Annotated in this window: 18 protein-coding genes; 7 read left to right on the forward strand and 11 right to left on the reverse strand. The window is 65.8% G+C overall.

The features are described 5' to 3' along the window. Positions 1-505: 505 nt before the first annotated feature. From ACSQ3O_RS20460 to ACSQ3O_RS20505, 10 genes are all read right to left on the reverse strand, one after another. Positions 506-3,616, reverse strand: coding sequence for an MdtB/MuxB family multidrug efflux RND transporter permease subunit (locus tag ACSQ3O_RS20460; protein WP_436140284.1), 3,111 nt, complete (start codon positions 3,614-3,616; stop codon positions 506-508). A 54-nt stretch (positions 3,617-3,670) separates the two neighbouring features. Continuing rightward, a complete protein-coding gene (locus ACSQ3O_RS20465; protein ID WP_436140285.1) occupies positions 3,671-5,401 on the reverse strand; it encodes an efflux RND transporter periplasmic adaptor subunit in 1,731 nt (576 codons plus the stop codon). Between the two features lie 152 nt (positions 5,402-5,553). Further along, complete coding sequence (locus ACSQ3O_RS20470) at positions 5,554-6,195, reverse strand: LysE family translocator (RefSeq protein WP_137745223.1); 642 nt, start codon at positions 6,193-6,195, stop codon at positions 5,554-5,556. 154 nt (positions 6,196-6,349) lie between these two features. Beyond that, positions 6,350-6,979 (reverse strand): ABC transporter ATP-binding protein, encoded by a 630-nt coding sequence (locus ACSQ3O_RS20475; RefSeq protein ID WP_436140286.1) that lies wholly within the window; start codon positions 6,977-6,979, stop codon positions 6,350-6,352. A 221-nt stretch (positions 6,980-7,200) separates the two neighbouring features. After that, on the reverse strand, positions 7,201-8,280 hold the full coding sequence (locus tag ACSQ3O_RS20480; protein WP_436140287.1) for an IS630 family transposase: 1,080 nt from the start codon (positions 8,278-8,280) through the stop codon (positions 7,201-7,203). Between the two features lie 76 nt (positions 8,281-8,356). Next, positions 8,357-9,271: an EamA family transporter gene (locus tag ACSQ3O_RS20485; protein WP_137745225.1), complete on the reverse strand. Its 915-nt coding sequence runs from the start codon at positions 9,269-9,271 to the stop codon at positions 8,357-8,359. Next, positions 9,268-10,266: an SDR family oxidoreductase gene (locus ACSQ3O_RS20490; RefSeq protein WP_436140288.1), complete on the reverse strand. Its 999-nt coding sequence runs from the start codon at positions 10,264-10,266 to the stop codon at positions 9,268-9,270. Before ACSQ3O_RS20490 ends, ACSQ3O_RS20485 begins: the two co-directional genes overlap by 4 nt. Then, the gene (locus ACSQ3O_RS20495) at positions 10,263-11,201 is read right to left on the reverse strand and encodes a bile acid:sodium symporter family protein (protein ID WP_298456211.1); all 939 of its coding nucleotides are present in this window, start codon (positions 11,199-11,201) and stop codon (positions 10,263-10,265) included. Before ACSQ3O_RS20495 ends, ACSQ3O_RS20490 begins: the two co-directional genes overlap by 4 nt. A 13-nt stretch (positions 11,202-11,214) precedes the next feature. Further along, positions 11,215-12,525 (reverse strand): flavin-containing monooxygenase, encoded by a 1,311-nt coding sequence (locus ACSQ3O_RS20500; RefSeq protein WP_436140289.1) that lies wholly within the window; start codon positions 12,523-12,525, stop codon positions 11,215-11,217. Between the two features lie 20 nt (positions 12,526-12,545). After that, positions 12,546-13,391, reverse strand: a complete 846-nt coding sequence (locus tag ACSQ3O_RS20505) for an SDR family oxidoreductase (RefSeq protein ID WP_298456216.1) — start codon at positions 13,389-13,391, stop codon at positions 12,546-12,548. A 90-nt stretch (positions 13,392-13,481) separates the two neighbouring features. Here ACSQ3O_RS20505 and ACSQ3O_RS20510 point away from each other — a divergent pair, with 90 nt between their 5' ends. The 5 genes from ACSQ3O_RS20510 to ACSQ3O_RS20530 all read left to right on the forward strand — a co-directional run bounded on the left by ACSQ3O_RS20510 (position 13,482) and on the right by ACSQ3O_RS20530 (position 16,666). Next, the gene (locus tag ACSQ3O_RS20510; RefSeq protein WP_137745230.1) at positions 13,482-14,234 is read left to right on the forward strand and encodes an IclR family transcriptional regulator; all 753 of its coding nucleotides are present in this window, start codon (positions 13,482-13,484) and stop codon (positions 14,232-14,234) included. Positions 14,235-14,249: 15 nt separating this feature from the next. Further along, positions 14,250-14,618, forward strand: a complete 369-nt coding sequence (locus ACSQ3O_RS20515) for a hypothetical protein (protein WP_137745231.1) — start codon at positions 14,250-14,252, stop codon at positions 14,616-14,618. 137 nt (positions 14,619-14,755) lie between these two features. Continuing rightward, positions 14,756-15,724 (forward strand): MBL fold metallo-hydrolase, encoded by a 969-nt coding sequence (locus ACSQ3O_RS20520; RefSeq protein ID WP_436140290.1) that lies wholly within the window; start codon positions 14,756-14,758, stop codon positions 15,722-15,724. Between the two features lie 298 nt (positions 15,725-16,022). Continuing rightward, complete coding sequence (locus ACSQ3O_RS20525; RefSeq protein ID WP_436140291.1) at positions 16,023-16,304, forward strand: hypothetical protein; 282 nt, start codon at positions 16,023-16,025, stop codon at positions 16,302-16,304. Between the two features lie 191 nt (positions 16,305-16,495). Further along, positions 16,496-16,666 carry a hypothetical protein gene (locus tag ACSQ3O_RS20530; protein WP_162995995.1) on the forward strand — a complete coding sequence of 57 codons (171 nt, stop codon included), beginning with the start codon at positions 16,496-16,498 and terminating at the stop codon, positions 16,664-16,666. A gap of 97 nt (positions 16,667-16,763) precedes the next feature. On the opposite strand, the gene ACSQ3O_RS20535 is transcribed toward ACSQ3O_RS20530, so the two are convergent. Then, positions 16,764-17,678 (reverse strand): LysR substrate-binding domain-containing protein, encoded by a 915-nt coding sequence (locus tag ACSQ3O_RS20535; RefSeq protein ID WP_298456230.1) that lies wholly within the window; start codon positions 17,676-17,678, stop codon positions 16,764-16,766. Positions 17,679-17,824: 146 nt separating this feature from the next. Here ACSQ3O_RS20535 and ACSQ3O_RS20540 point away from each other — a divergent pair, with 146 nt between their 5' ends. Further along, positions 17,825-18,823, forward strand: a complete 999-nt coding sequence (locus ACSQ3O_RS20540) for a tripartite tricarboxylate transporter substrate binding protein BugE (protein WP_137745235.1) — start codon at positions 17,825-17,827, stop codon at positions 18,821-18,823. A 2-nt stretch (positions 18,824-18,825) separates the two neighbouring features. Continuing rightward, positions 18,826-19,707 carry an N-formylglutamate amidohydrolase gene (locus tag ACSQ3O_RS20545; RefSeq protein WP_137745236.1) on the forward strand — a complete coding sequence of 294 codons (882 nt, stop codon included), beginning with the start codon at positions 18,826-18,828 and terminating at the stop codon, positions 19,705-19,707. The last annotated feature ends 92 nt before the right edge of the window (positions 19,708-19,799 follow it).

Here is a 19,799-nt window from a genome sequence, read left to right on the forward strand (position 1 = left end):
GCGGACATCCACACGGGCCATTGCTTCGCTGCGCAGCGCTCGGCCCCCTCTCGCGGGCGCAAGCGCCACGCGCTGCGCAGCCGGGGCCGAGCGAAGCGATGGCCCGTTGGTTGTTCGGCTGTTGGAGGTTCGGCTGCCCAACCCCTGCTGGCTGCGCCTGCGGCGGGGCGGTTGTGGGGTGGCATGGGCGTCGCAGCGCCCATGCTTCGTGCTCTGACTCGCCGTGGCTGTCCGAGCGGCGCGCGCAGCGCAAAGCGAGTTCCACGGCGCACCCCGCAACCGACACGACGCAGGTTTGCCCCGCAGCGAAGCGCAGGGGTCGCAGACTGGGGGTCGCCTTTCTTTTGCTTACTTTTCTTTGGCGAAGCAAAGAAAAGTGAGTCGCCTGCCGGGGCGACAACCCGGCTCCCGCCCCAAACACAAGCATGGAGCCCAAACCAGCAAGCCAAGGCTTCGACAGGCTCAGCCCGAACGGCAAATGACGAAGCGCAATCCACGAACGCCATCACGCCCCCTCACCCCGCCGTCCACGCCACCGCTGCGCCCACCCCTCGAACGTGAGGTAAATCACCGGCGTCGTAAACAGCGTAAGCAACTGGCTCAGAATCAGCCCCCCCACCATCGTCACCCCCAGCGGGTGCCGCAGCTCACTGCCCACCCCCGTACCCAGCATCATCGGCAACGCCCCCAGCAAAGCCGCCAACGTCGTCATCAGGATCGGCCGGAACCGCAACAGACATGCCTGGTAAATCGCATCACGCGCACTCAAGCCCTCGTCCCGCTGCGCCTCCAGCGCAAAGTCGATCATCATGATCGCGTTCTTCTTCACGATGCCGATCAGCAGCACGATGCCGATGATGGCAATGATGTCCAGGTCCAGCCGCGCCGCCATCAACGCCAGCAAGGCCCCCACCCCGGCCGAGGGCAGCGTGGACAAAATCGTGACCGGGTGCACCGTGCTCTCGTACAGCACGCCCAGCACGATGTACATGGTGACCACCGCCGCCAGGATCAGCAGCAGCGTGTTCGACAACGACGCCTGGAACGCCAGCGCCGCGCCCTGAAAGCTCGTCTCCACCGACAGCGGCAACTGCCCCTCGGCCTGCACGGCCGCCTTCTCGCGCTCGATGGCCGCCACCGCATTGCCCAGCGACACGCCCGGCGCGGTGTTGAACGAAATGGTGGCGGCGGGCAACTGGCCCACGTGGTTGACCACCAGCGGCATGTTGCGCTCCTCGATGCGCGCCACCGACGACAGCGGCACCGGCGCCCCCACGCTGGAGGGCACATAGATGCTCTGCAGCGCCTCGGGCCCCACCTTGAACTGCGGCGCAACCTCCAGCACCACGCGGTACTGGTTGGACTGGGTGAAGATGGTCGAGATCAGCCGCTGGCCAAAGGCGTTGTACAGCGCTGCGTCAATGCCCGCCACCGTCACACCCAGGCGGCTGGCCTGAGCGCGGTCGATCTGCACATAGGCCTGGCGGCCCTGGTCCTGCAGGTCGCTGGCCACGTCGGTCAGCTCGGGCAGGGCGCGCAGGCGGCGCAGCAGTTCGGTGGTGCTGGTGGTGAGCTGCTGCATGTCGGGCGACGACAGCAGCCACTGGTATTGGGTGCGTGCCACCCGGTCTTCAATGGTCAGGTCCTGCACAGGCTGAATGAACAGGCGGATGCCCGGCAGGTTCTGCACCCGCTCGGCCAGGCGCTGCTGCACCACATCGGCCTTGTCGCGGTCTGCATGGGGTTGCAGGTCGATCAGCAGACGGCCTGTGTTGAGCGTGGTGTTGGCGCCATCAACACCAATGAACGACGACACACTGCGCACGGCCGGGTCTTGCAGCAGCCGCTCAGCTACGGCCTGCTGGCGCTCTGCCATGCCGGCAAACGAGATCGACTGGTCGGCCTCGGTGGTGGCCTGCAGCGTGCCGGTGTCCTGCACCGGGAAGAAGCCCTTGGGGATGAACAGGTACAGCACCACGGTGAGCGCCAGCGTGGCCGCAAACACCAGCCAGGTGGTGCCCCGGTGGTTCAGCACCCAGCCCAGCATGCGGCCATAGCCCGCAATGGTGCGGTCAAAGAAGTGGCCCGTGGCGCGGTACAGGCGGCCGTGGCTCTCCTCCGGCGTGTGGCGCAGCAGGCGCGCGCACAGCATGGGCGTGAGCGTGAGCGACACCACGGCCGAGATCAGGATGGACACGGCCAGCGTGATGGCGAACTCGTGGAACAACCGCCCCACCACATCGCCCATGAACAGCAGCGGGATCAGCACCGCGATCAGCGAGATGGTGAGCGAGATGATGGTGAAGCCGATCTGCTGCGAGCCTTTGAGCGCGGCCGCGAGCGGTGCCTCGCCCTCTTCCACATAGCGCGCGATGTTCTCGATCATCACGATGGCATCGTCCACCACAAAGCCGGTGGAGATGGTCAGCGCCATCAGCGTGAGGTTGTTGATGGAAAACCCCGCGAGGTACATCACGCCGCAAGTGCCGATGAGCGACAGCGGCACCGCCACGCTCGGGATCAGCGTGGCCGAGGGGCTGCGCAAGAAGACAAAAATCACCGCCACCACCAGCAGCACGGCCAGGCCCAGCTCCACCTGCATGTCGCGCACCGAGGCGCGCACCGTCACTGTGCGGTCGGTCAGCACCTGCACATCCAGCGACGCGGGCAAGGTGCTTTGCAGCTGCGGCAGCAGGGCCTTGATGCGGTCCACCGTGTCGATCACGTTGGCACCGGGCTGGCGGCGGATGTTGAGGATCACGCCGGGCTTGGCGCCCGTGTCAGCCGTGCCCGCCCAGGCGGCGAGACGGGTGTTCTCGGCGTCGTCCACCGTTTCGGCCACATCCTTCAGGCGCACGGGGGCGCCGTTCTTGAAGGCAATGATGAGGTCGCGGTATTCGGCCGCCGACTGCAGCTGGTCGTTGGCATCGATGGTGGATGCACGGGCCGGGCCGTCGAAGCCGCCCTTGGCCTGCTTGACGTTGGCTGCTGCGATGGAGGTGCGCACGTCCTCCAGGGTGAGGCCCAGCTGCGCCAACGCCGTGGGGTTGGCCTGGATGCGCACGGCCGGGCGGCGCCCGCCCGCAATCGCAACCAGCCCCACGCCCTGCACCTGCGACAGCTTGGGTGCCAGGCGGTTTTCCACCAGATCGTTCACGCGGATCACGGGCAGCGAGGGCGAGGTGATGGCCAGCGTGAGGATGGGCGCATCGGCCGGGTTGACCTTGCTGTACAGCGGCGGCATGGGCAGGTCGCTGGGCAGCAGGTTGCTGCCCGCGTTGATGGCTGCCTGCACCTGCTGCTCGGCCACGTCGAGCGCCATGTCGAGCGCAAAACGCAGCGTGATCACCGAAGCCCCGCCCGAGCTGGTGGAAGACATCTGCGACAGACCCGGCATCTGGCCGAACTGCCGCTCCAGCGGCGCCGTGACGTTGGAGGTCATCACGTCCGGACTCGCGCCCGGGTAGAGCGTGGTGACCTGGATGGTGGGGTAGTCCACCTCGGGCAGGGCCGAGGTGGGCAGCAGCCGGTAGGCCATCAGCCCCGCGATCAGGATCGCCACCATCAGCAGCGCGGTGGCGATGGGGCGCAGGATGAAAAGGCGCGACAGATTCATGGCGACGGGTGCGCTGGCAAAACAGGCAGGAGAGAAACCGGGGTGCAGCTGCGCTCAGCGCGCCGGGCTGGCCGTGCCACCGGGGGACGGCGGCTGCTGCAGCCGCTCGCGGATGTAGGCACGGCGCTCCTCCTGCGGCATTGCCATCACGCGGGCACGCTCGTCGGCGGGCATCTGGTCCAGCAGTGCCTTCACCTGCGGAGGAATGCCCCGTGGAGGTTCAGAGGCCCGGTCTGCAGGCACTGCTGAGGCGGCAGGTGGTGCAGCGCCAGGGGATGCTTGCGGTGCAGCGGCGCGGGCTGGGGCTTCACTGCGCCGCTGTTGTGGCGCTGCAGAGGCCTGCGGAGCAGAAGCAGAAGCAGCAGAGGCCGCCGATGCCGGCGCAGTTGCGCCGCTCGCACCCATCTGCGCACGCCGCTCGCGCAGGAAGGCGCGGCGTTCTTCGGGGCTCATCTTCTGCAGCTTTTCACGCACATCGGGTGGCAGGGATGCGATGAAGGCACGGCGCTGCGCAGCCTGGTCCTGGGCCGCCTGGTCGGCACGGGTCACCGCACCGGCATCGATCACAGCAACCTTGGCGCCTTCGCGCAGGCGGTCGATGCCGTCCGTGACCACCTGCTCGCCCTCGCGCAGCTCGCCTTCAATGCTCACGCGGTCGCCATCGGTCACGCCCACGCGGATGCGGCGCTGGGTCACGGTGCTGTCTTCCTGCACCAAGTACACGTAGTTGTTCTGCACAGCCGTGGCAGGCACGGTGAGCACGGATTCGAGCAGATTGACCTGCAGGCGCACATTGACGAACTGGTTGGGGTACAGCGCGCCGTCCTCATTGGCAAAGGCCGCCTTCACCTTGATGGTGCCCGTGGCTGTATCGATGGCGTTGTCCAGCGCCACCACGCGCCCCTTGGCCAGTTGGCGGCGCGCGTCGCGGTCCCACAGCTCCACAGGCAGTTCCTCACCGGCGGCCAGGCGGCGGCGCATCTGGGGCAGGTGCGCCTCGGGCACGGAAAACGCTGCGTCCATGGGGCGCACCTGGTTGATGGTGACGATCCCATTGGCATCGCTCGGCCCCACCACATTGCCCTTGTCGGCCTGGCGCAGGCCCAGCCGGCCGGCAAACGGCGCGGTGACCTGGGTGTAGCTCAGTTGCAGGCGTGCGGCATCGACCTGCGCCTGGTCCGAGGCCACGGTGCCTTCCAGCTGCCGCACAAGTGCGGCCTGGGTGTCCACCTGCTGGCTGGCGATGGAGTCGCGCGCCAGCAGGTCCTGGTAGCGCTTGAGGTCGAGCTGCGCATTCTTGAGCAGCGCCTGGTCGCGCTGCAAGGTGCCCTGGGCCTGCGACAGTGCGGCCTGGTAGCTGCGCGCATCGATCTCGGCCAGCACCTGGCCTGCGCGCACCTCGTCACCCTCCTTGAAGCGCACCGACGTCAACTCACCACTGACTTTGGCACGCACCACGGCCGTGGCGCGGGCGCTCATGGTGCCGATGGCGCTGACCACCACCCGCACATCGCCCCGCTGCACCGTGCCCACCGACACGGGCTGGACGCCACCGCCGCCAAACCGGCCTGGGCCGCCCGCAGGCTTGCGTGCTGTGGAACCTGGGCCACCGGCGTCGGCCGTGGCGACAGCGGCCGCATCCTGGCGCTGCTTCCACCACCAGGCACCGCCCCCCACAGCGCCCACGAGCAGGGCCGCCAACAGCACAGAGGGCAACAGCCGCAGCTTGCCGGACTGCGATACAGCAGACCGCTGCGGACGGGCAAACGAACGGATCAGGGGCATGGTCAGGCGCAACGGTGAATGGGCAAGGGGCTATGGTAGCCAGCGCAGCCCCGGGGATTGCCGCCAAGCAGCCCCCCTTTACCGAGGATTTACGCGGGCTTTGGGCGGGGTTTACCGGGGACACAAACGCCCCCCCCGCCCCGCATGGGGGATCAGCGGTTGGTGGCCAGCAGCAGGCCACCAGCACCCATGAAGAAACCGCCCGTGGCCTTGTTCAGCCGCGCGACACCGCGCGAGGTGCGGATGAAGCGGCGGATCTGCCGGCCAAAGCTGGCGTACACGGCGGTAGAGACAAATTCGCTGCCCAGGTAGATGGAGCCCAGCACCAGGAACTGGCGCGCTGCAGGCTGCGCCGGGTCGATGAACTGCGGAAAAATCGCCGCAAACAGGATGATGGCCTTGGGGTTGGTAATACCCAGCAGGAATTCCTGGGTGATGAGGGCCCGCAGATTGACCTGCGCCGGCTGGCCCGATGACGAGCCACTGCCGGGCGCATCTTCCAGCGCCAGGCCGCTGAACTCACGGCTGTGCCAAGCACGCCAGCCCAACCAGAACAGGTAGGCTGCGCCCACCCATTTCACCGCCGTGAACGCCGCTTCGGACGCCAGCAGCATCGCACCCAGCCCCACCGCAGACACCGTGAGAAAGATCGCAAAAGCCGCTGCGCGGCCCACCGTCGCGATCATGGCAGGGCCCACACCTGCGCGGATGCCGTTGTTCAGACCACAGAAGTTGTTGGGCCCAGGGGTGAGCGAAATAGCGATGGCGACCGGAACAAATAGCAGCGCATCCATGGGGCAGTCCTTGCGGCAGAAATGGGAGACAACGGGGGGACAGGACAGTCTACGGCAGTCTTCCCCACCCTGCGACCCAGGCAGCAGAAGCCCCCGAAAATCCAGAATATGTTTTGAAAGGATGAACGGGCACGACAGGCCCGTTCATAGCTTGTCAGGGCCGCACCAAATCCACCACCGTACTCCAGGGCACATCCGCCAGGGCCTCATAGTGCGCCACCACCGTCAGGCGGTCCTGCCGGGATGCCTCCGACGCCAGGGCTTGCGCCAGGTAGCGGATAGAGGGTTTGTCCAGCCCGCCCACGGGCTCGTCGATCAGGGTCAGGGGCGCGCCCGAGGCCAGGGCACCGGCCATGAGCACCTTGCGCTTGCTGCCGGTGGACAGCGCATAAAACGGTTTGTCCAGGTGCTCTTGCAGCGTGAACCCCTCGGTGTGTGCAGCCAGCGCGGCGGCATCCCACAGCGGATAACGGGTGGGCAGTCCCTCCAGCCAGCCCCGGGCGGTGAACGAGTCCAGGTCACCCGCGCGGGGGTCGGCCCAGAAAACTTTTTGCGCATACGCCTTAGGGGTTTCGGCCGGGCCCGTACCCTGCAGCAAGATGCGCCCGGCCTGCGCGGCAAGCTCCCCGGCCAGCAGGCGCAGCAGCGTGGTCTTGCCACTGCTTTCATCGCCCCGCACCAGCGCCAGCCCTGCGGGCCATGCCAGAGACAGCCCGTCCAGCACGGCACACTCGGGATAAGAAAACCGCAGTCCATCGACCTGCAAAAAAACGCGCTCAGCCACCCTGCCTCCGTGATAGCAAAAGCGGGGATTCTAGGGATCCTCTGCACGAACCGAGCGGAAAGTGAGCGTTGCGGATCGGGATAGACTGCAAGGCGCAAAACGCAGCAATAGCCTTAGCTATTGCGAGTATTTGCAACGCCGCAGGCCGCCCGAGTCCGCAAATGCACACGGCGCGGTGATTCGTGCAGAGGGTCCCTAGTGTGGTGTCTCAGAAGTAAGCATCAAATAATTGCATTCGCGGCACGAGCGACAGATGCCAAGATAGTGTCGGCACTTTTGTGCCAAACAAATGGCTTTGGATCCTGGTTGTGGCGATCAATGTATTGCCGTATGGCTTGCTCCAACTCGCCGATGCTGGTGTGGGCGCTACGCTTGATCCACCTCTCGCTGATCTGACTGAAGAAGCGCTCGACCAGATTGAGCCACGACGCGGAGGTCGGCGTGAAGTGAACGTAATAGCGGGGATGGGCGGCTAGCCAGGCGCGTACTGCCTGCGTCTTGTGCGTACCGTAGTTGTCCATGATCAGATGGATATCTTGTTCGCCTGGTACCGCCGCATTGATGACTTTGAGGAACTGCAGGAATTCCACGCTGCGGTGACGGCGCTTGAGTTGCCCAATCACCTTGCCAGTGGCCACATCCAGCGCTGCGAACAGGGAGGTTGTCCCATGGCGTTTGTAGTCGTGCGTGCGCGTGGTCGGCTTGCCGAAGGTCAGTGGTAGACCAGGCTGTGTGCGATCAAGAGCCTGGATCTGGCTCTTCTCGTCCACGCACAGCACAAGGGCACGATCAGGCGGCGCCATATACAGCCCCACAACATCACGCACCTTGTCAACGAAATGAGGGTCAGTGGACAGCTTGAAGGTTTCCTGCAGGTGCGGCTTCAGACCAAACGCATGCCAGATGCGCTGCACCGTCGCTGGTGATACGCCCGTTTGCCGGCTCATCTGGCGCACGCTCCAGTGCGTGGCATTGTCAGGTGTGCTCTGGCGAACCTTATCCACGATTAGCTGAATCTGCTCGTCGCCCACGCTGCGCGGGCGGCCTGCGCGCGGCGCATCGGTCAAACCAGCCAGACGGTACGCCTGGTAGCGCCGCCGCCATTTGGAGACGGTTTGCACCGTCGTATGCAAGCGCTGGGCAATCACAGTGCCCGACTCCCCATCCGCGCAGCCCAGCACGATTCGCATGCGCAACTTCTCGTCTTCAGGCGCTTTGCGCACGCGCAACCGGGCCTTGAGCTCTGCGCGCTCAGCGTCGGTGATCTGCAGCTTCGTGGCGGGGCGTCCGGGGTGGGCCATCGGCGTAGTCTCCTATACGGAAACCACTTCGATAGCCATGACTCAAAATAATTCAATTTATTTTTGAGACACCACACTAGGAACCTGAAGCGCGGCGCGCCCACCACCAGCCACCAGCCTGGTTCACCACCAGACCACACAGCACGGCCGCCGCGCCCGCCCACTGCAGCGGTGCGGGGGTTTCCCCTAAAAAGGCATAGGCCGCCCACAAGCCCACCACAGGCACCAACAGTGAAAACGGCGTCACCCGCCCCGCCGCATGGCGCTGCAGTAACTGGGTCCACAGTGTGTACGCCAGCAAGGTGGCCAGGAAGGCCAGGTAGCCCACGGCCAGCAGCGCCGTGCCGTTGACGGCCTGCAGCTGCGCCGCTACGCCGCTCAGCCCTTCGCTCCACACCGCCAGGGCAAAAAACGGCATGATGGGCACCAGGCTGCTCCACACAATAAAGGGGAACGGCGCATAGGCCCCGGCCTGTGCCGCCCGGCGCACCACCAGGTTGGACACTGCCCACATGAACGCGGCCCCCAGCGTGAGCACAAACCCGGCCAGCGTCATCTGCCCCGGTCCTTCACCGTGCGCCAGGCCGATGGTCATGAGCCCTCCGAACGCCAGTGTAAGCCCCGCCCATTGCCAGGGCTTGGCACGCTCACCCAACAGGGGTGCAGCCAACAGCAAGGTGAAAAATGCCTGCGTCTGCATGACCACCGAGGCCATGCCGGCAGTCATGCCCAGTTGCAGGCCCAGGAACAGAAAACCAAACTGCCCCAGCCCCTGCGCCAGCCCGTACCCCAGCACAAAACGCCACGGCAGGGATGGACGCGGCACGAACAGCAGAAAGGGGAGCGAGGCTGCGGTGAAGCGCAGGGCCCCCAGCAGCATCGGGCTGAGCCCCTGCAGGCCGAGCTTCATCACCACAAAGTTCAGCCCCCAGATGACCACCACGGCCAATGCGCGCAGCAGGTCACCACGGCTCAACGCGGTGGTGGTCATGCGGGCGCCCCAGGCGCCGCTGCAGCCACGGGCCGCCCTTGCCGGGTGCGGGCGGCCACAAAGGCATCGAAGGCCTGTGCGCTGGTCTTGCCCGGCACATAGCCCAGCACCTCCTTGAGCGCAGTGTTGAGCAGCACCGGGCGGTAGCGCAGAAAATCGAGCTGCTCCGGCCCGTAGCGGCTTACGCCGAGCGCGGAGCCCACGGCCAGCGCGGCGCGCAACAAGCCCGCAGGCAGCTCCAGCACAGGTTTTCCCAGGCGCCGCGCGATGTCCCTCAGCGGCAGCGCGCCATCACCTGCCAGGTTGAAACAGCCCGCTTTGCGGGTGTGCAGCCCATGCACGATGGCACCGGTCACGTCCTCGTCCCAGATGAAGACAAACGGGCTGGCGCTGCCGCGTATGGCCAGCAGGCGGGGCTTCTCGAACAAGGCAGTGATCTGGTTGTCCACCCGCTCGCCCAGGATGGTGCCGATGCGCAGCACCGTCTGCACCAGCGCCGGGTGTTCCACCCGGTAGCGCGCCAGCATCTCCTCCACCAACCGCTTGTGGTGCGCATAGGCAAAAACCTCGTTGCCCCTCAGCGCGTCCGTCTCACGCAGCCACGCGGGGTTGTCCGCGTGGTAGCCATAAGCCGCGCCGCTGGAGCTGACGACCAGGTGTTGGACGCCCACGGCCACACAGGCATCGAGCACGTTCTGGCTGCCCAGCACGTCCACTGAATACTCGAATTCGCGGCTAGAGCCCTTGCCCGGCGTGACGATGGAGGCTAGGTGCACCACGCTGTCGATAGCGTGCGCGGACAAGGTCTGGGCCAGCGCCGGGTCGCGCACGTCCTGCACCACATAGGCCACGCCGGGCAGGCGGCGCTCGGGCGGCACGTCGCGCACATCGGCCGCCACGATGGCCTGTACACCTTCGCCTTCGCGCGTCAGGGCCGCCACCACGCTGCGGCCCAGAAAGCCATCGGCACCGGTCACCAGGATGCGTGCACTCATGCGCCGCCCTCCTGCCCCGCTGCTGCCGCGTGCGGCACCACGGGCGGGCGCCGCCCCCACCAGCCTGCGAGCGCGAGGCCCGCAATGATGTCCCAGAAGCCCCACACGCCCGCCACCACGGCCATGCCACCCAGGCCGCCGAAGAAGCTGAAGATCAGCACCAGGCCCAGCCCCGCGTTGCGGATGCCCACCTCGATGCTCACGGCACGCCGGTCATAGTCGGACAGGCCGCTCGCCCGCGCACAGGCATAGCCCGTGCCGAAGGCCAGCGCATCGTGCAGCGCCACGGCCAGCAGCACCAGGCCCACATAGTCGAGGAAATAGCGCCAGTTACCCGCCACAGCCCCCACGATGAAGCCAATGAGGCACAAGAAGCTCAGGATGCGCACCGGCTTGTGCACGCGCTGCGTGAAGCGCGGCAACTTCTCGGCGCACAGAATGCCCAGCACAAACGGGATGCCGATGATGGCCACGATGTGGCCCGCCATCTCCAGCGGATCGAGCGCAATGCTGCGTAAGAGGGTGGACGCCGTGGGGTGCATGCCGCCCCAGAACGCGAAGTTGAGCGGCATGAGCACAATGGCCAAGGCATTCGAGATGGCCGTCATCGACACCGACAGCGCCACATTGCCCCCGGCCCGGTGCGTGAGGATGTTGCTCACATTGCCTGGGGGGCAGCAGGCGACCAGGATCATGCCCAGCGCGATGCTGGGGCCGGGCTTGAGCAGCAGCGTGAGCACAAAGGTCACGGCAGGCAGCACGATGAACTGCGCGGCAATCCCCACCGCCATGGCGCCGGGCATGCGCAGCACGCGCTTGAAATCAGCCACCCGCGTATCGAGCGCGATGCCGAACATGAGAAAACCCAGCACCACGTTGAGCACCACCAGCGATGCAGGGTTGAAGTTGAGGCGTATTTCGTCCACAGGCAGCATGGCGTCAGTCCTTTCAGGCAAGTGCGGCGGAGGCCGCACGCACCGCGTTGCGGTAGGTGTCCTTGTGCACGTAGTACGCCATGCGTTCGAGCTTCAGGTACTTGAAACCACCCGACAGATCGGGCGGCGGCCCTGCCTTGGCCTGGCGCAGGGCCTCAGCACGCGGCGACCCATCGGCCTGCACCTTGAAGAAGCGAGCCACCAGCTCGGCCTGCTCATAGCGCCCCTGCCAGCCGATGCCGCTGGCCTCGATCATGCCCATCACGGCCAGGTTGTCGAAGCGGGGCGACAGGATGTTGAGGTACAGCTGCGGCGCCATGCCCTGCCAGTTGAGCAGGTTGTGGTCGATGAACGGATAGTGCAACTTGTAGCCCGTGGCGCAAAGCACCAGGTCGTAGTCCTGCGCGCGGCCGTCCTTGAAGTGCACAGTGTGACCGTCCAAACGGGCGATGTCGGGCTTCACATGGATGTCGCCATGGCCCAGGTGGTGCAGCACCAGCGAGTTCACCACGGGGTGGGACTCGTACATTTTGTAGTCCGGCTTGGGCAGGCCAAACCGCGCAGGGTCGCCCGTGAACCACTGCAGCACCACCCGGTCGATTGTCTGCTTGAGCCAGGGCGGCATCTTGAACTTGCCACCCAGTGTGTCTGCAGGCTGGCCGAACACGTACTTGGGCACGAAGTAGTAGCCCCGGCGCACCGACAGATCCACGCTGCGCGCGTAGTGCACGGCATCCACGGCAATGTCACAACCCGAATTGCCAGCGCCCACAATCAGCACCCGTTTTCCCTTGAACAGCTCGGCACTTTTGTAGGCGCTGGTGTGCAGCAGCTCGCCATCAAACCGGCCTTCAAAACGGGGCATGTTGGGCTCGGCCAGCGTGCCGTTGGCGATCACCACGCCCTTGAATTCGGCGGTTTGCGCAGGGCCGCCCTGCTGGCTCCAGGTGATGCGCCACAGCGGAGCGGCGCCCTCGCCCACCGGCTCGACCTTGAGCACCCGGGTTCCAAACCGGTAGTGCGGGCGCAGGGCAAAGTGCTCGGCGAAGTCCATGAAGTACTGCCGCATCTCGCGGTGGCTGGGATAGTCGGCCACCTCGGCACGCATGGGGAACTCGCTGAACTCCGTTGTGTGCTTGCTGGAGATCAGGTGCGCGGATTCGTACACCGTGCTGCGCGGGTTTTCGATGTTCCACAGGCCGCCCACATCGGTGTGCGCTTCAAAGCCCTGGAAGGGCAAGCCCAGCTTTTGCAGGTTGCGGGCGGCCGCGAGGCCGCTGGGGCCTGCGCCGATCAGGGCAATCTGGGTGCGGGTGTCTGTCACAGTGGGTGTTGTCTCCGTTGTCATGCGTTTTTGCTTTCGTTCTTTATCGGTGTCTCTGCGGGCAGCAGCAGGCCTGGTATGGCCGTTGCCCCCGCCTCGCCCACACGTGGCTTGCGCGGCTGGCCGAGCAGCAGACGGTCGTGCAGCGCATCGGGCAACAGGTTCAGCAGGCGGGCCAACCAACCGATGCGCGCGGGCAGCACGATGTGGGAGCGGCCTTGCGCAACGCCCGCGAGCAATGCCCGGGCAGCGGCTTCGGGCTCCATGAGGCCCGGCATGGCAAACCGGTTGCCCGCTGTGAGTGCAGTGCGCAAATAGCCAGGGCTGACCGTGCTCACCACGATGGAATCGCTGCGCAGCTCGGCACGCAGGCTCTCTAGATAGCGAATCAACCCACCCTTGCTCGCGCAATAGGCGCCGTTGCCCGGCATGCCGCGCCAGCCCGCAATGCTGGCCACACCCACCAGTGCGCCGCGCCGCTCCTCGCGCATGGCTCTTACAAAGGGCTGGAAGGTGGTGGCCGCGCCCAGCAGATTGATCTCCAGCATGCGGCGCAGCACAGCCAGATCATCGGCTTCGGCGGTGTCAAAACCACCTGCCACGCCCGCGTTCGCAATCACCAGGTCGGGGGTGCCAGCGCGCGCCATCCAATCGGCCGCCATGGCCTGCATCGCAGCGCTGTCGGCCACATCGGGCGTGTACACCGCACAGCGCTCGGGCGCAAGCGCTGCCAGCGCCTGCAGGCTGGGCCTGTCCAGCCCCACCAGCGCCACAGCGGCGCCATGGCCGATCAGCGCCCGCGCCAGGGCCTGGCCCAGGCCACCACAAGCGCCTGTGAGTACCGCGTTCTGAAAAGTCGCCGCCATGACCACCCCGTGAAATGTTGGTTTGCAGCTTAGCCACAATGCTCAATAATCCCGAAATGTTTTATGAATTCGTCTCGAATTCCGGGATTTATGACCAATCCTTCACCCAGCCTGCGTTTGTTTGAACTGCTGGAAATCATGTGCGCGCACGGTCGGCCGTTCAGCCTGGCGGACGCCATCGATGCATCGGGCTGGCCCAAGCCCAGCGTGCACCGGATGCTGGGCCAGCTTGAAAGCGGCGGCTTGCTGGCCCGCGAGCCCGACGGGCGCCGCTACACCCCCGCCCCCCGGCTGCTGCGCCTGGCCGAGAGCACCCTCAGCGCAGGCACCCAGCATGGCGTGCGGCACGCGGTGCTGCGCCAGTTGGTGGCCGACATCGGCGAGAGCTGCAACCTCACGGCGCTCAGCGGCGCCGAGGTGATTTACCTGGACCGGGTGGAATCGGCCTTTCCGCTGCGCATGGAGCTGCGGCCCGGCACCCGGGTGCCCATCCACTGCTCGGCCAGCGGCAAGCTGTTTCTGGCCCACCTGTCGGCCGCGCGCCGGGCGGCGATTCTGGATGGCCTGCCCCTGACCCGCCACACGGCCACCACCTTGACCGACCGCGCCGCACTGGAGGCCGAACTGGAGCAAATCCTGCGGCAGGGTTATGCCACCGACGCCGAAGAGTTTGTGGATGGCCTGGTCTGTGTGGCCGTGCCGGTGCTGGCTGGCGGGCGGCGCCATGTGCGCAGCGCCGTCGCACTGCAGGCGCCAGCAGCCCGCATGCCCCTGGCCCAGGCGTTGCAACTGGTGCCCCGCCTGGGCGAAGCCGCCCAGGCGCTGGGCCGCACCTGGGCATGACCTTGAATGAAAAACATGAACCTGAACTACCTGGATTTTGACTACAGCGAAGATGCCGAAGGCGTGGGCACCTTTGATGCCATGGCGAGCGTGTCGCCCGCGCAGGTTCCTGCGTTGCACGCCGAGATCAGCGCCGTGCTGGCCTGGGCGCACCAGCATTGGCCCGATGCCTGCGGCCCCTCAGAAGACGGGGGCGAGTGGCAATACGACCTGCAAGGTGTCCAGGAGGTCAGTACACCTCTGGTGTTGGCGTTTGACGGCGCCACCGGGCCACTGCGGGCTGCAGCAGGCAGCCCCGCACCGACCAGGACCACGATCACCCTGACAGTCAGCGGAACCCCGGCCTTTTGCAGTGCACTGCGCGAAGCCTTCGGAATTGAATAGGCCTTCAACAAGGGGTTAACCCCAGTTACTGGCAAAAAGCCCCACGTTGTGCACAGGTTAGTGCAGCGGCGCGTGATCGTCTCTCTGACAACGCTAAAGTTGCGACTCATCAGTTCAACTCAAGACCGGAGAGTTTCATGCTGTCACGCCGTCACTTCCTGGGCGCAAGCCTGGCCACCACCGTTTACGCAGCGGGCTCCTTTGTCCCCGCGTGGGCGCAGAACGCTCCCAATTTCGGTATGCCCACGCTGCCCAGCCCGAGTTTCAGCCGCATGAAGGTGGGCGACGTGGAGGTGATTGCCCTGAACGATGGCATCACGCGCCGCCCGCTGGGAGAAGAGTTTGTGAAGAACGCGCCGCTGGCTGAAGTGCGCGCGCTGCTCGCGTCGCAAAGCCTGCCCACCGACTATATCGACGTGCCTTACACCCCGTTCCTGGTGGTAGCGGGTGCGCGCAAGATCCTGATCGACACGGGCCTGGGGGAGTTTGGCGGCCCCACCACCGGCAAGCTGCTGGAGAGCCTGCGCGCTGCAGGCATGCAGGCCTCTGATATCGACACCGTCCTCATCAGCCACTACCACGGCGACCACATCAACGGCCTGCGCAACAAGGCAGGCGAATGGACCTTCCCCAACGCCAAGGTGATGGTGCCCGCCGCCGAGCACGCCTTCTGGATGGATGATGCCCGCATGGCGGCGGCCCCTGCGGGAATGAAAGGCGCATTCGACAACGCCCGCCGCACCTTTGCCAGCATGCCTGCAGACAAGCTGGTGCGGTTTGAAGCGGGTACCAAGGTTGCGCCGGGCATCCAGTCTGTGGCCGCCTACGGCCACACTCCGGGCCACACACTGTTCGAGCTGAAGTCTGCAGGCCAGAACTTCTTCTATGTGGCCGACCTCACCAACGTGCCTGCACTGTTTGCCCGCAATCCCGACTGGGCCGTGACTTTTGACATGGATGCAGAGGCAGCCCGCAAGGTACGCCGCGAGGTGTTCGCGCGCATCACCGCCAGCAACGCCATGCTGGGCGGCTTCCACTTCCCGTTCCCGGCATTCGGCCGGATGGCGGTTTCGGGCAACGGCTATGCCTTCCAGCCAGCCACCTGAGCCCCGTGTTGCCCGCAGGGCGGTGCTGGGCGCAGGGCTGGCCTTCGCCAGCCTGCGCAGTTGGGCGGCACAAGACGCCAATGCCGAAACCTTGTTGCGCAAAGGCGGGGTGGTGGCAGCCTTTCGCCACTCGCTGGCCCCTGGCACGTTTGATCCCCCCGGATTCTGTTTGGGTGATTGCAGCACCCAACGCAATCTGAGCGAAGAAGGCCGGGCACAGGCGCGCAGCGTAGGTGCATGGTTTCAGCAGCGAAATCTTCAACCGAGCAAGGTCTTATCGAGCCCCTGGTGCCGCTGCGTGGACAGCGCCACCCTTGCCTTTGGGCCGCCAGAGGTCTGGGCAGCGCTCGGGTCACCCCGTGGCAGCCCGGAGACCACCAGTGCTGCCCATCTGCATGAGCTACGGGCCGCGCTGGCTGTGGCGTCCTCCCGGCCCAATCGTTTTGAGGTGTGGTTCACCCACATGTTTGTGCTGTCCGACCTGGCAAACGCCAACACCAGCTCTGGCGAAGCGCTGATCCTGCGGGCCAACCCCAGCGGCAAAGCCGAGGTACTGGCACGTCTTGCCATCCCTGCCTGACCAGAGAGCTTGCCGGTGCCCGAGCAGATCCGAAGGGAGCAGGCAAGGGAACGGCCATCCAGGGCATGGGGTGGGCGGCTGTTTTGTGGTGCCAGGGGCACTGCAAAAACACCCACCAAACACCTTTGAAAGTCTGGCAACCCGGCTGTGGCCTAAAATCCATCTCTTTTCCACCAACTTTGAGACCTACCATGGGCAACAAGATCGTCACCGAAGCAGACCGCAAGCGCACCCCCCGCCCTACGCCCGTGCCTGGCTACACCCTGGCTACCCCCGGCCGTGGCCAGCGCGTGAGCCTGGAGCGCGGTGTGGCAACCCGTAGCAAGAAGAACCCTGGCAAGCGCTCCAAGAAGGGCGGCTGATCGCCCGTGTGCCATGGGCCGGCTGCAGCTGGCACCTTGCAGAAAAGCCCTCGCGAGAGGGCTTTTTGCTTTGTGTGCCCACTCCGCCAGCGCGGCGCTAGGAAGGCATGGACGCAATATCCTCGCGCGCCATCTCCAGCAGCCACTGGCGGAAGACCGGCAGACTCGCCGCCATATGGCGGCCGGGCAAGCTGCACAGAAAGTATCCGCGCGGCAAGGTGATCGGCAGATCAAACGGCGCGACGAGACGGCCCGCATCCAGTTCAGCGCGCACTAGGCAGCGCTGCACCAGCGCCACTCCCATATCGGCCATGGCCGCCTGGATCAGGATGGAAACCTGGTCGAACACCGTCGAGAGTTCGGGCACCACCTCACCAGCCCCAGCGGCATGCAGCCAATGCGCCCAGTTGCCGGGAGAAGTGGAGTGGGCAAGCAAGGATTCGGCCATCAGGTCGGCGGGGTGCTGCCAGCGCTGCCTGGCAGCCCGCGCAGGATGGCACACGGGCACCACTTCGCGGCCAATCAGGTAGTCGCACTCCCAGGCAGGCCACTGGGATGGCCCGAGGCCCGTCAGGATGGCGGCATGCGGCGTAGGACCAGAAAAATCCTCGTCCTTGCGATAGGGGACAAAGCGCACACGCACCTGCGGATGCCGCGCCTGAAAATCCGGCAGGCGAGGCACCAGCCACACACTGGCCAGCGTCGGCACCACCGACAGGACCAGCTCGGTGGTCTGCGAGGGGCCAACCCTCAGCGCCTCGCTGGCCGCTTCAATGGCGGCCAAGGGCTCCCGCACAGCCTCCAGCAACTGCGCTCCCGACTGGGTGAGCACCATCTGGTGCGCGCTGCGCCTCAGCAACACCTTGCCGTAGTGGCCCTCCAAGCGCGCCACAGCGCGACTGATGGCGCCCTGGGTCACGCACAGCTCCTCAGCCGCCCGCGAGAAGCTGCCCGTACGCACCACCGTGACAAAAGCATGCAGCTCGGACATGGACGGCGAGTGAAGGCGCATGGTGTGGCGGAATGTGAAAAGACACGGAAAACAGTGGGCGGCCAACTGTTTGTATGACCAATGGTAATGCGAGAGTGCCAGACTGTCGTTTGCCGGTACAGGCCGTTCCCCAGAGACTAGGCGTGTCATCCATCCATCCGACCACCATGGCCACCACCCACACCCCTTTCTCACTTGCCCGGCGCGCTGCGTTGCTGGCACTGGCACTCGCACCATGGAGCGGTGCAGTCCAGGCGCAGGCAGCTTACCCAGACCGCCCCATCAAGCTGATCGTTCCTTTCGCGCCCAGCGGCTCCACAGACCTGGCGGCACGGCTGATTGCCGAGTTTGCAAGCCGCGAACTGGGCCAGCCCATCGTGGTGGAGAACAAGGCGGGCGCCGGCGGGTCACTGGGCATGGAGCAGGTGGCCAAATCACGCGCCGATGGCTACACCCTGGGCATGGCCACCATGAGCACGCATGGCTCCAACGCAGCGGCCTACGGCAGCCGCATGAAATACGACGCTGTGAAGGACTTCGCCCCCATCTCCAATGTGGCCACCGTGCCCAGCGTGTTCGCGGTGCACGCAAACTTCCCCGCCAGGACCATGCAGGAGTTCATCGCGCTGGCCAGGGCCAACCCCGACAAGTACACCTTCGGCTCGCCAGGCACAGGCTCGCTGGGACACGCGAATGTCGAACACTTCTCCAGTCTGGCGCAGATCCGGCTTCTGCATGTCCCCTACAAGGGCGCAGGCATGGCGCTCAACGACGCCGTGGCAGGCCAAGTCGATGGCATCACCGACAACCTGCCTTCGGCCCTGCCCCATATCAAGTCAGGGCGTTTGCGCGCCCTGGCAGTGCTGTCCGAGAGCCGCTCTGCCCTGCTGCCCGACGTGCCGACTTACGGCGAGCTGGGCTTCAAGGAAATGGGCTCGGGGGGCTGGTTCGGCGTGGTAGCTCCGGCTGGTACGCCCGCCCCGGTGGTCAACCGGCTCAACCAGGCGATTCATGCCGCCATGAAACAGCCCGACTTCATCAAGAAGATGAACGAGGCGGGCGCCACGTTGATTCCCGGCACGCCCGCACAGTTTGGTGTGCAGATCCAGCAGGCGCTGGACCGCTATGCACGTGTGGCAAAGGTCGCCAAGCTGGCTGCAGAATGAACATGGAGCACTTGCACGGCGGGTCATCTGCATTCACCCTTCGGACCCCAGTGGCGCCCTCCATCCCACTGGTCTGCGACTCCCCGCACAGCGGCACCACCTACCCGGATGACTTCGGCCACGCGGTCCCGCGCGCGCTGCTGCGCGCTGCCGAGGACACGCATGTGGAGGCCCTCTGGCAGGCCGCACCGGATGTGGGCGCCACCTTGCTGGCGGCGCATTTCCCGCGCAGCTACATCGATGCCAACCGCACACTGGACGACCTGGACCCGGAATTGCTGGACGCGCCCTGGCCCACCCCTCTCGCCCCCAGCGAGAAAACCCGCCTGGGATACGGCCTCATCTGGCGCAATGTGAACGCCACCACCCCCATCTATGCCCGCAAACTCCCGGTGGCCGAGGTGCAGAGGCGCATCACACGCTGCTATCAGCCCTACCACACGGCACTCGCCACCGCCATTGAACAAACCCATGCGCGGTTCGGCGCCGTCTGGCACCTGAACCTGCACTCCATGCCCAACAACGCCTACGAGCGGTTGCAGATCCAGAACACCCACCCACTGGCTGACTTCGTGCTGGGCGACCGCGACGGCACCACCTGCGAACCGGCGTTCGTGGACCTGGTGGAGCGGGAACTCAAGGCCCGGGGGTACACCGTGGCCCGGAACGACCCCTACAAAGGCGTACAGCTCATTGCCCACATCGGCCAGCCCGGGCGCCAGCGGCACAGCATGCAAGTGGAAATCCGGCGACCGATCTACATGGACGAAACCAGCCGGGAGCGCAACGCCCAGTTCGGCACCGTGCAGCGCGATCTCACTGGCGTATTGCAGGCCATTGCCTGCTACCTTCGGGATCACTCTGCCGTACGGCAAGAATGCTGAACAAGAGTCCTGGCAAGCGGCACCGGTTTACCCCTAGTCGGCCCCGGTAGGAGCAACACCGACAGACCATCCGTCTGCAAAAAAGCTTGGAA

The organism is Acidovorax sp. LjRoot74 (assembly GCF_964254355.1).
In the GTDB taxonomy this organism is placed as follows: Bacteria; Pseudomonadota; Gammaproteobacteria; order Burkholderiales; family Burkholderiaceae_C; genus Acidovorax.

Coding starts and splice junctions, on each gene's coding strand:
- ACSQ3O_RS20460 (WP_436140284.1), bottom strand. CDS start 3,616: ATGAATCTGTCGCGCCTTTTCATCCTGCGCCCCATCGCCACCGCGCTG.
- ACSQ3O_RS20465 (WP_436140285.1), bottom strand. CDS start 5,401: ATGCCCCTGATCCGTTCGTTTGCCCGTCCGCAGCGGTCTGCTGTATCG.
- ACSQ3O_RS20470 (WP_137745223.1), bottom strand. CDS start 6,195: ATGGATGCGCTGCTATTTGTTCCGGTCGCCATCGCTATTTCGCTCACC.
- ACSQ3O_RS20480 (WP_436140287.1), bottom strand. CDS start 8,280: ATGGCCCACCCCGGACGCCCCGCCACGAAGCTGCAGATCACCGACGCT.
- ACSQ3O_RS20485 (WP_137745225.1), bottom strand. CDS start 9,271: ATGACCACCACCGCGTTGAGCCGTGGTGACCTGCTGCGCGCATTGGCC.
- ACSQ3O_RS20490 (WP_436140288.1), bottom strand. CDS start 10,266: ATGAGTGCACGCATCCTGGTGACCGGTGCCGATGGCTTTCTGGGCCGC.
- ACSQ3O_RS20495 (WP_298456211.1), bottom strand. CDS start 11,201: ATGCTGCCTGTGGACGAAATACGCCTCAACTTCAACCCTGCATCGCTG.
- ACSQ3O_RS20505 (WP_298456216.1), bottom strand. CDS start 13,391: ATGGCGGCGACTTTTCAGAACGCGGTACTCACAGGCGCTTGTGGTGGC.
- ACSQ3O_RS20510 (WP_137745230.1), top strand. CDS start 13,482: ATGACCAATCCTTCACCCAGCCTGCGTTTGTTTGAACTGCTGGAAATC.
- ACSQ3O_RS20515 (WP_137745231.1), top strand. CDS start 14,250: ATGAACCTGAACTACCTGGATTTTGACTACAGCGAAGATGCCGAAGGC.
- ACSQ3O_RS20520 (WP_436140290.1), top strand. CDS start 14,756: ATGCTGTCACGCCGTCACTTCCTGGGCGCAAGCCTGGCCACCACCGTT.
- ACSQ3O_RS20530 (WP_162995995.1), top strand. CDS start 16,496: ATGGGCAACAAGATCGTCACCGAAGCAGACCGCAAGCGCACCCCCCGC.
- ACSQ3O_RS20535 (WP_298456230.1), bottom strand. CDS start 17,678: ATGCGCCTTCACTCGCCGTCCATGTCCGAGCTGCATGCTTTTGTCACG.
- ACSQ3O_RS20540 (WP_137745235.1), top strand. CDS start 17,825: ATGGCCACCACCCACACCCCTTTCTCACTTGCCCGGCGCGCTGCGTTG.
- ACSQ3O_RS20545 (WP_137745236.1), top strand. CDS start 18,826: ATGGAGCACTTGCACGGCGGGTCATCTGCATTCACCCTTCGGACCCCA.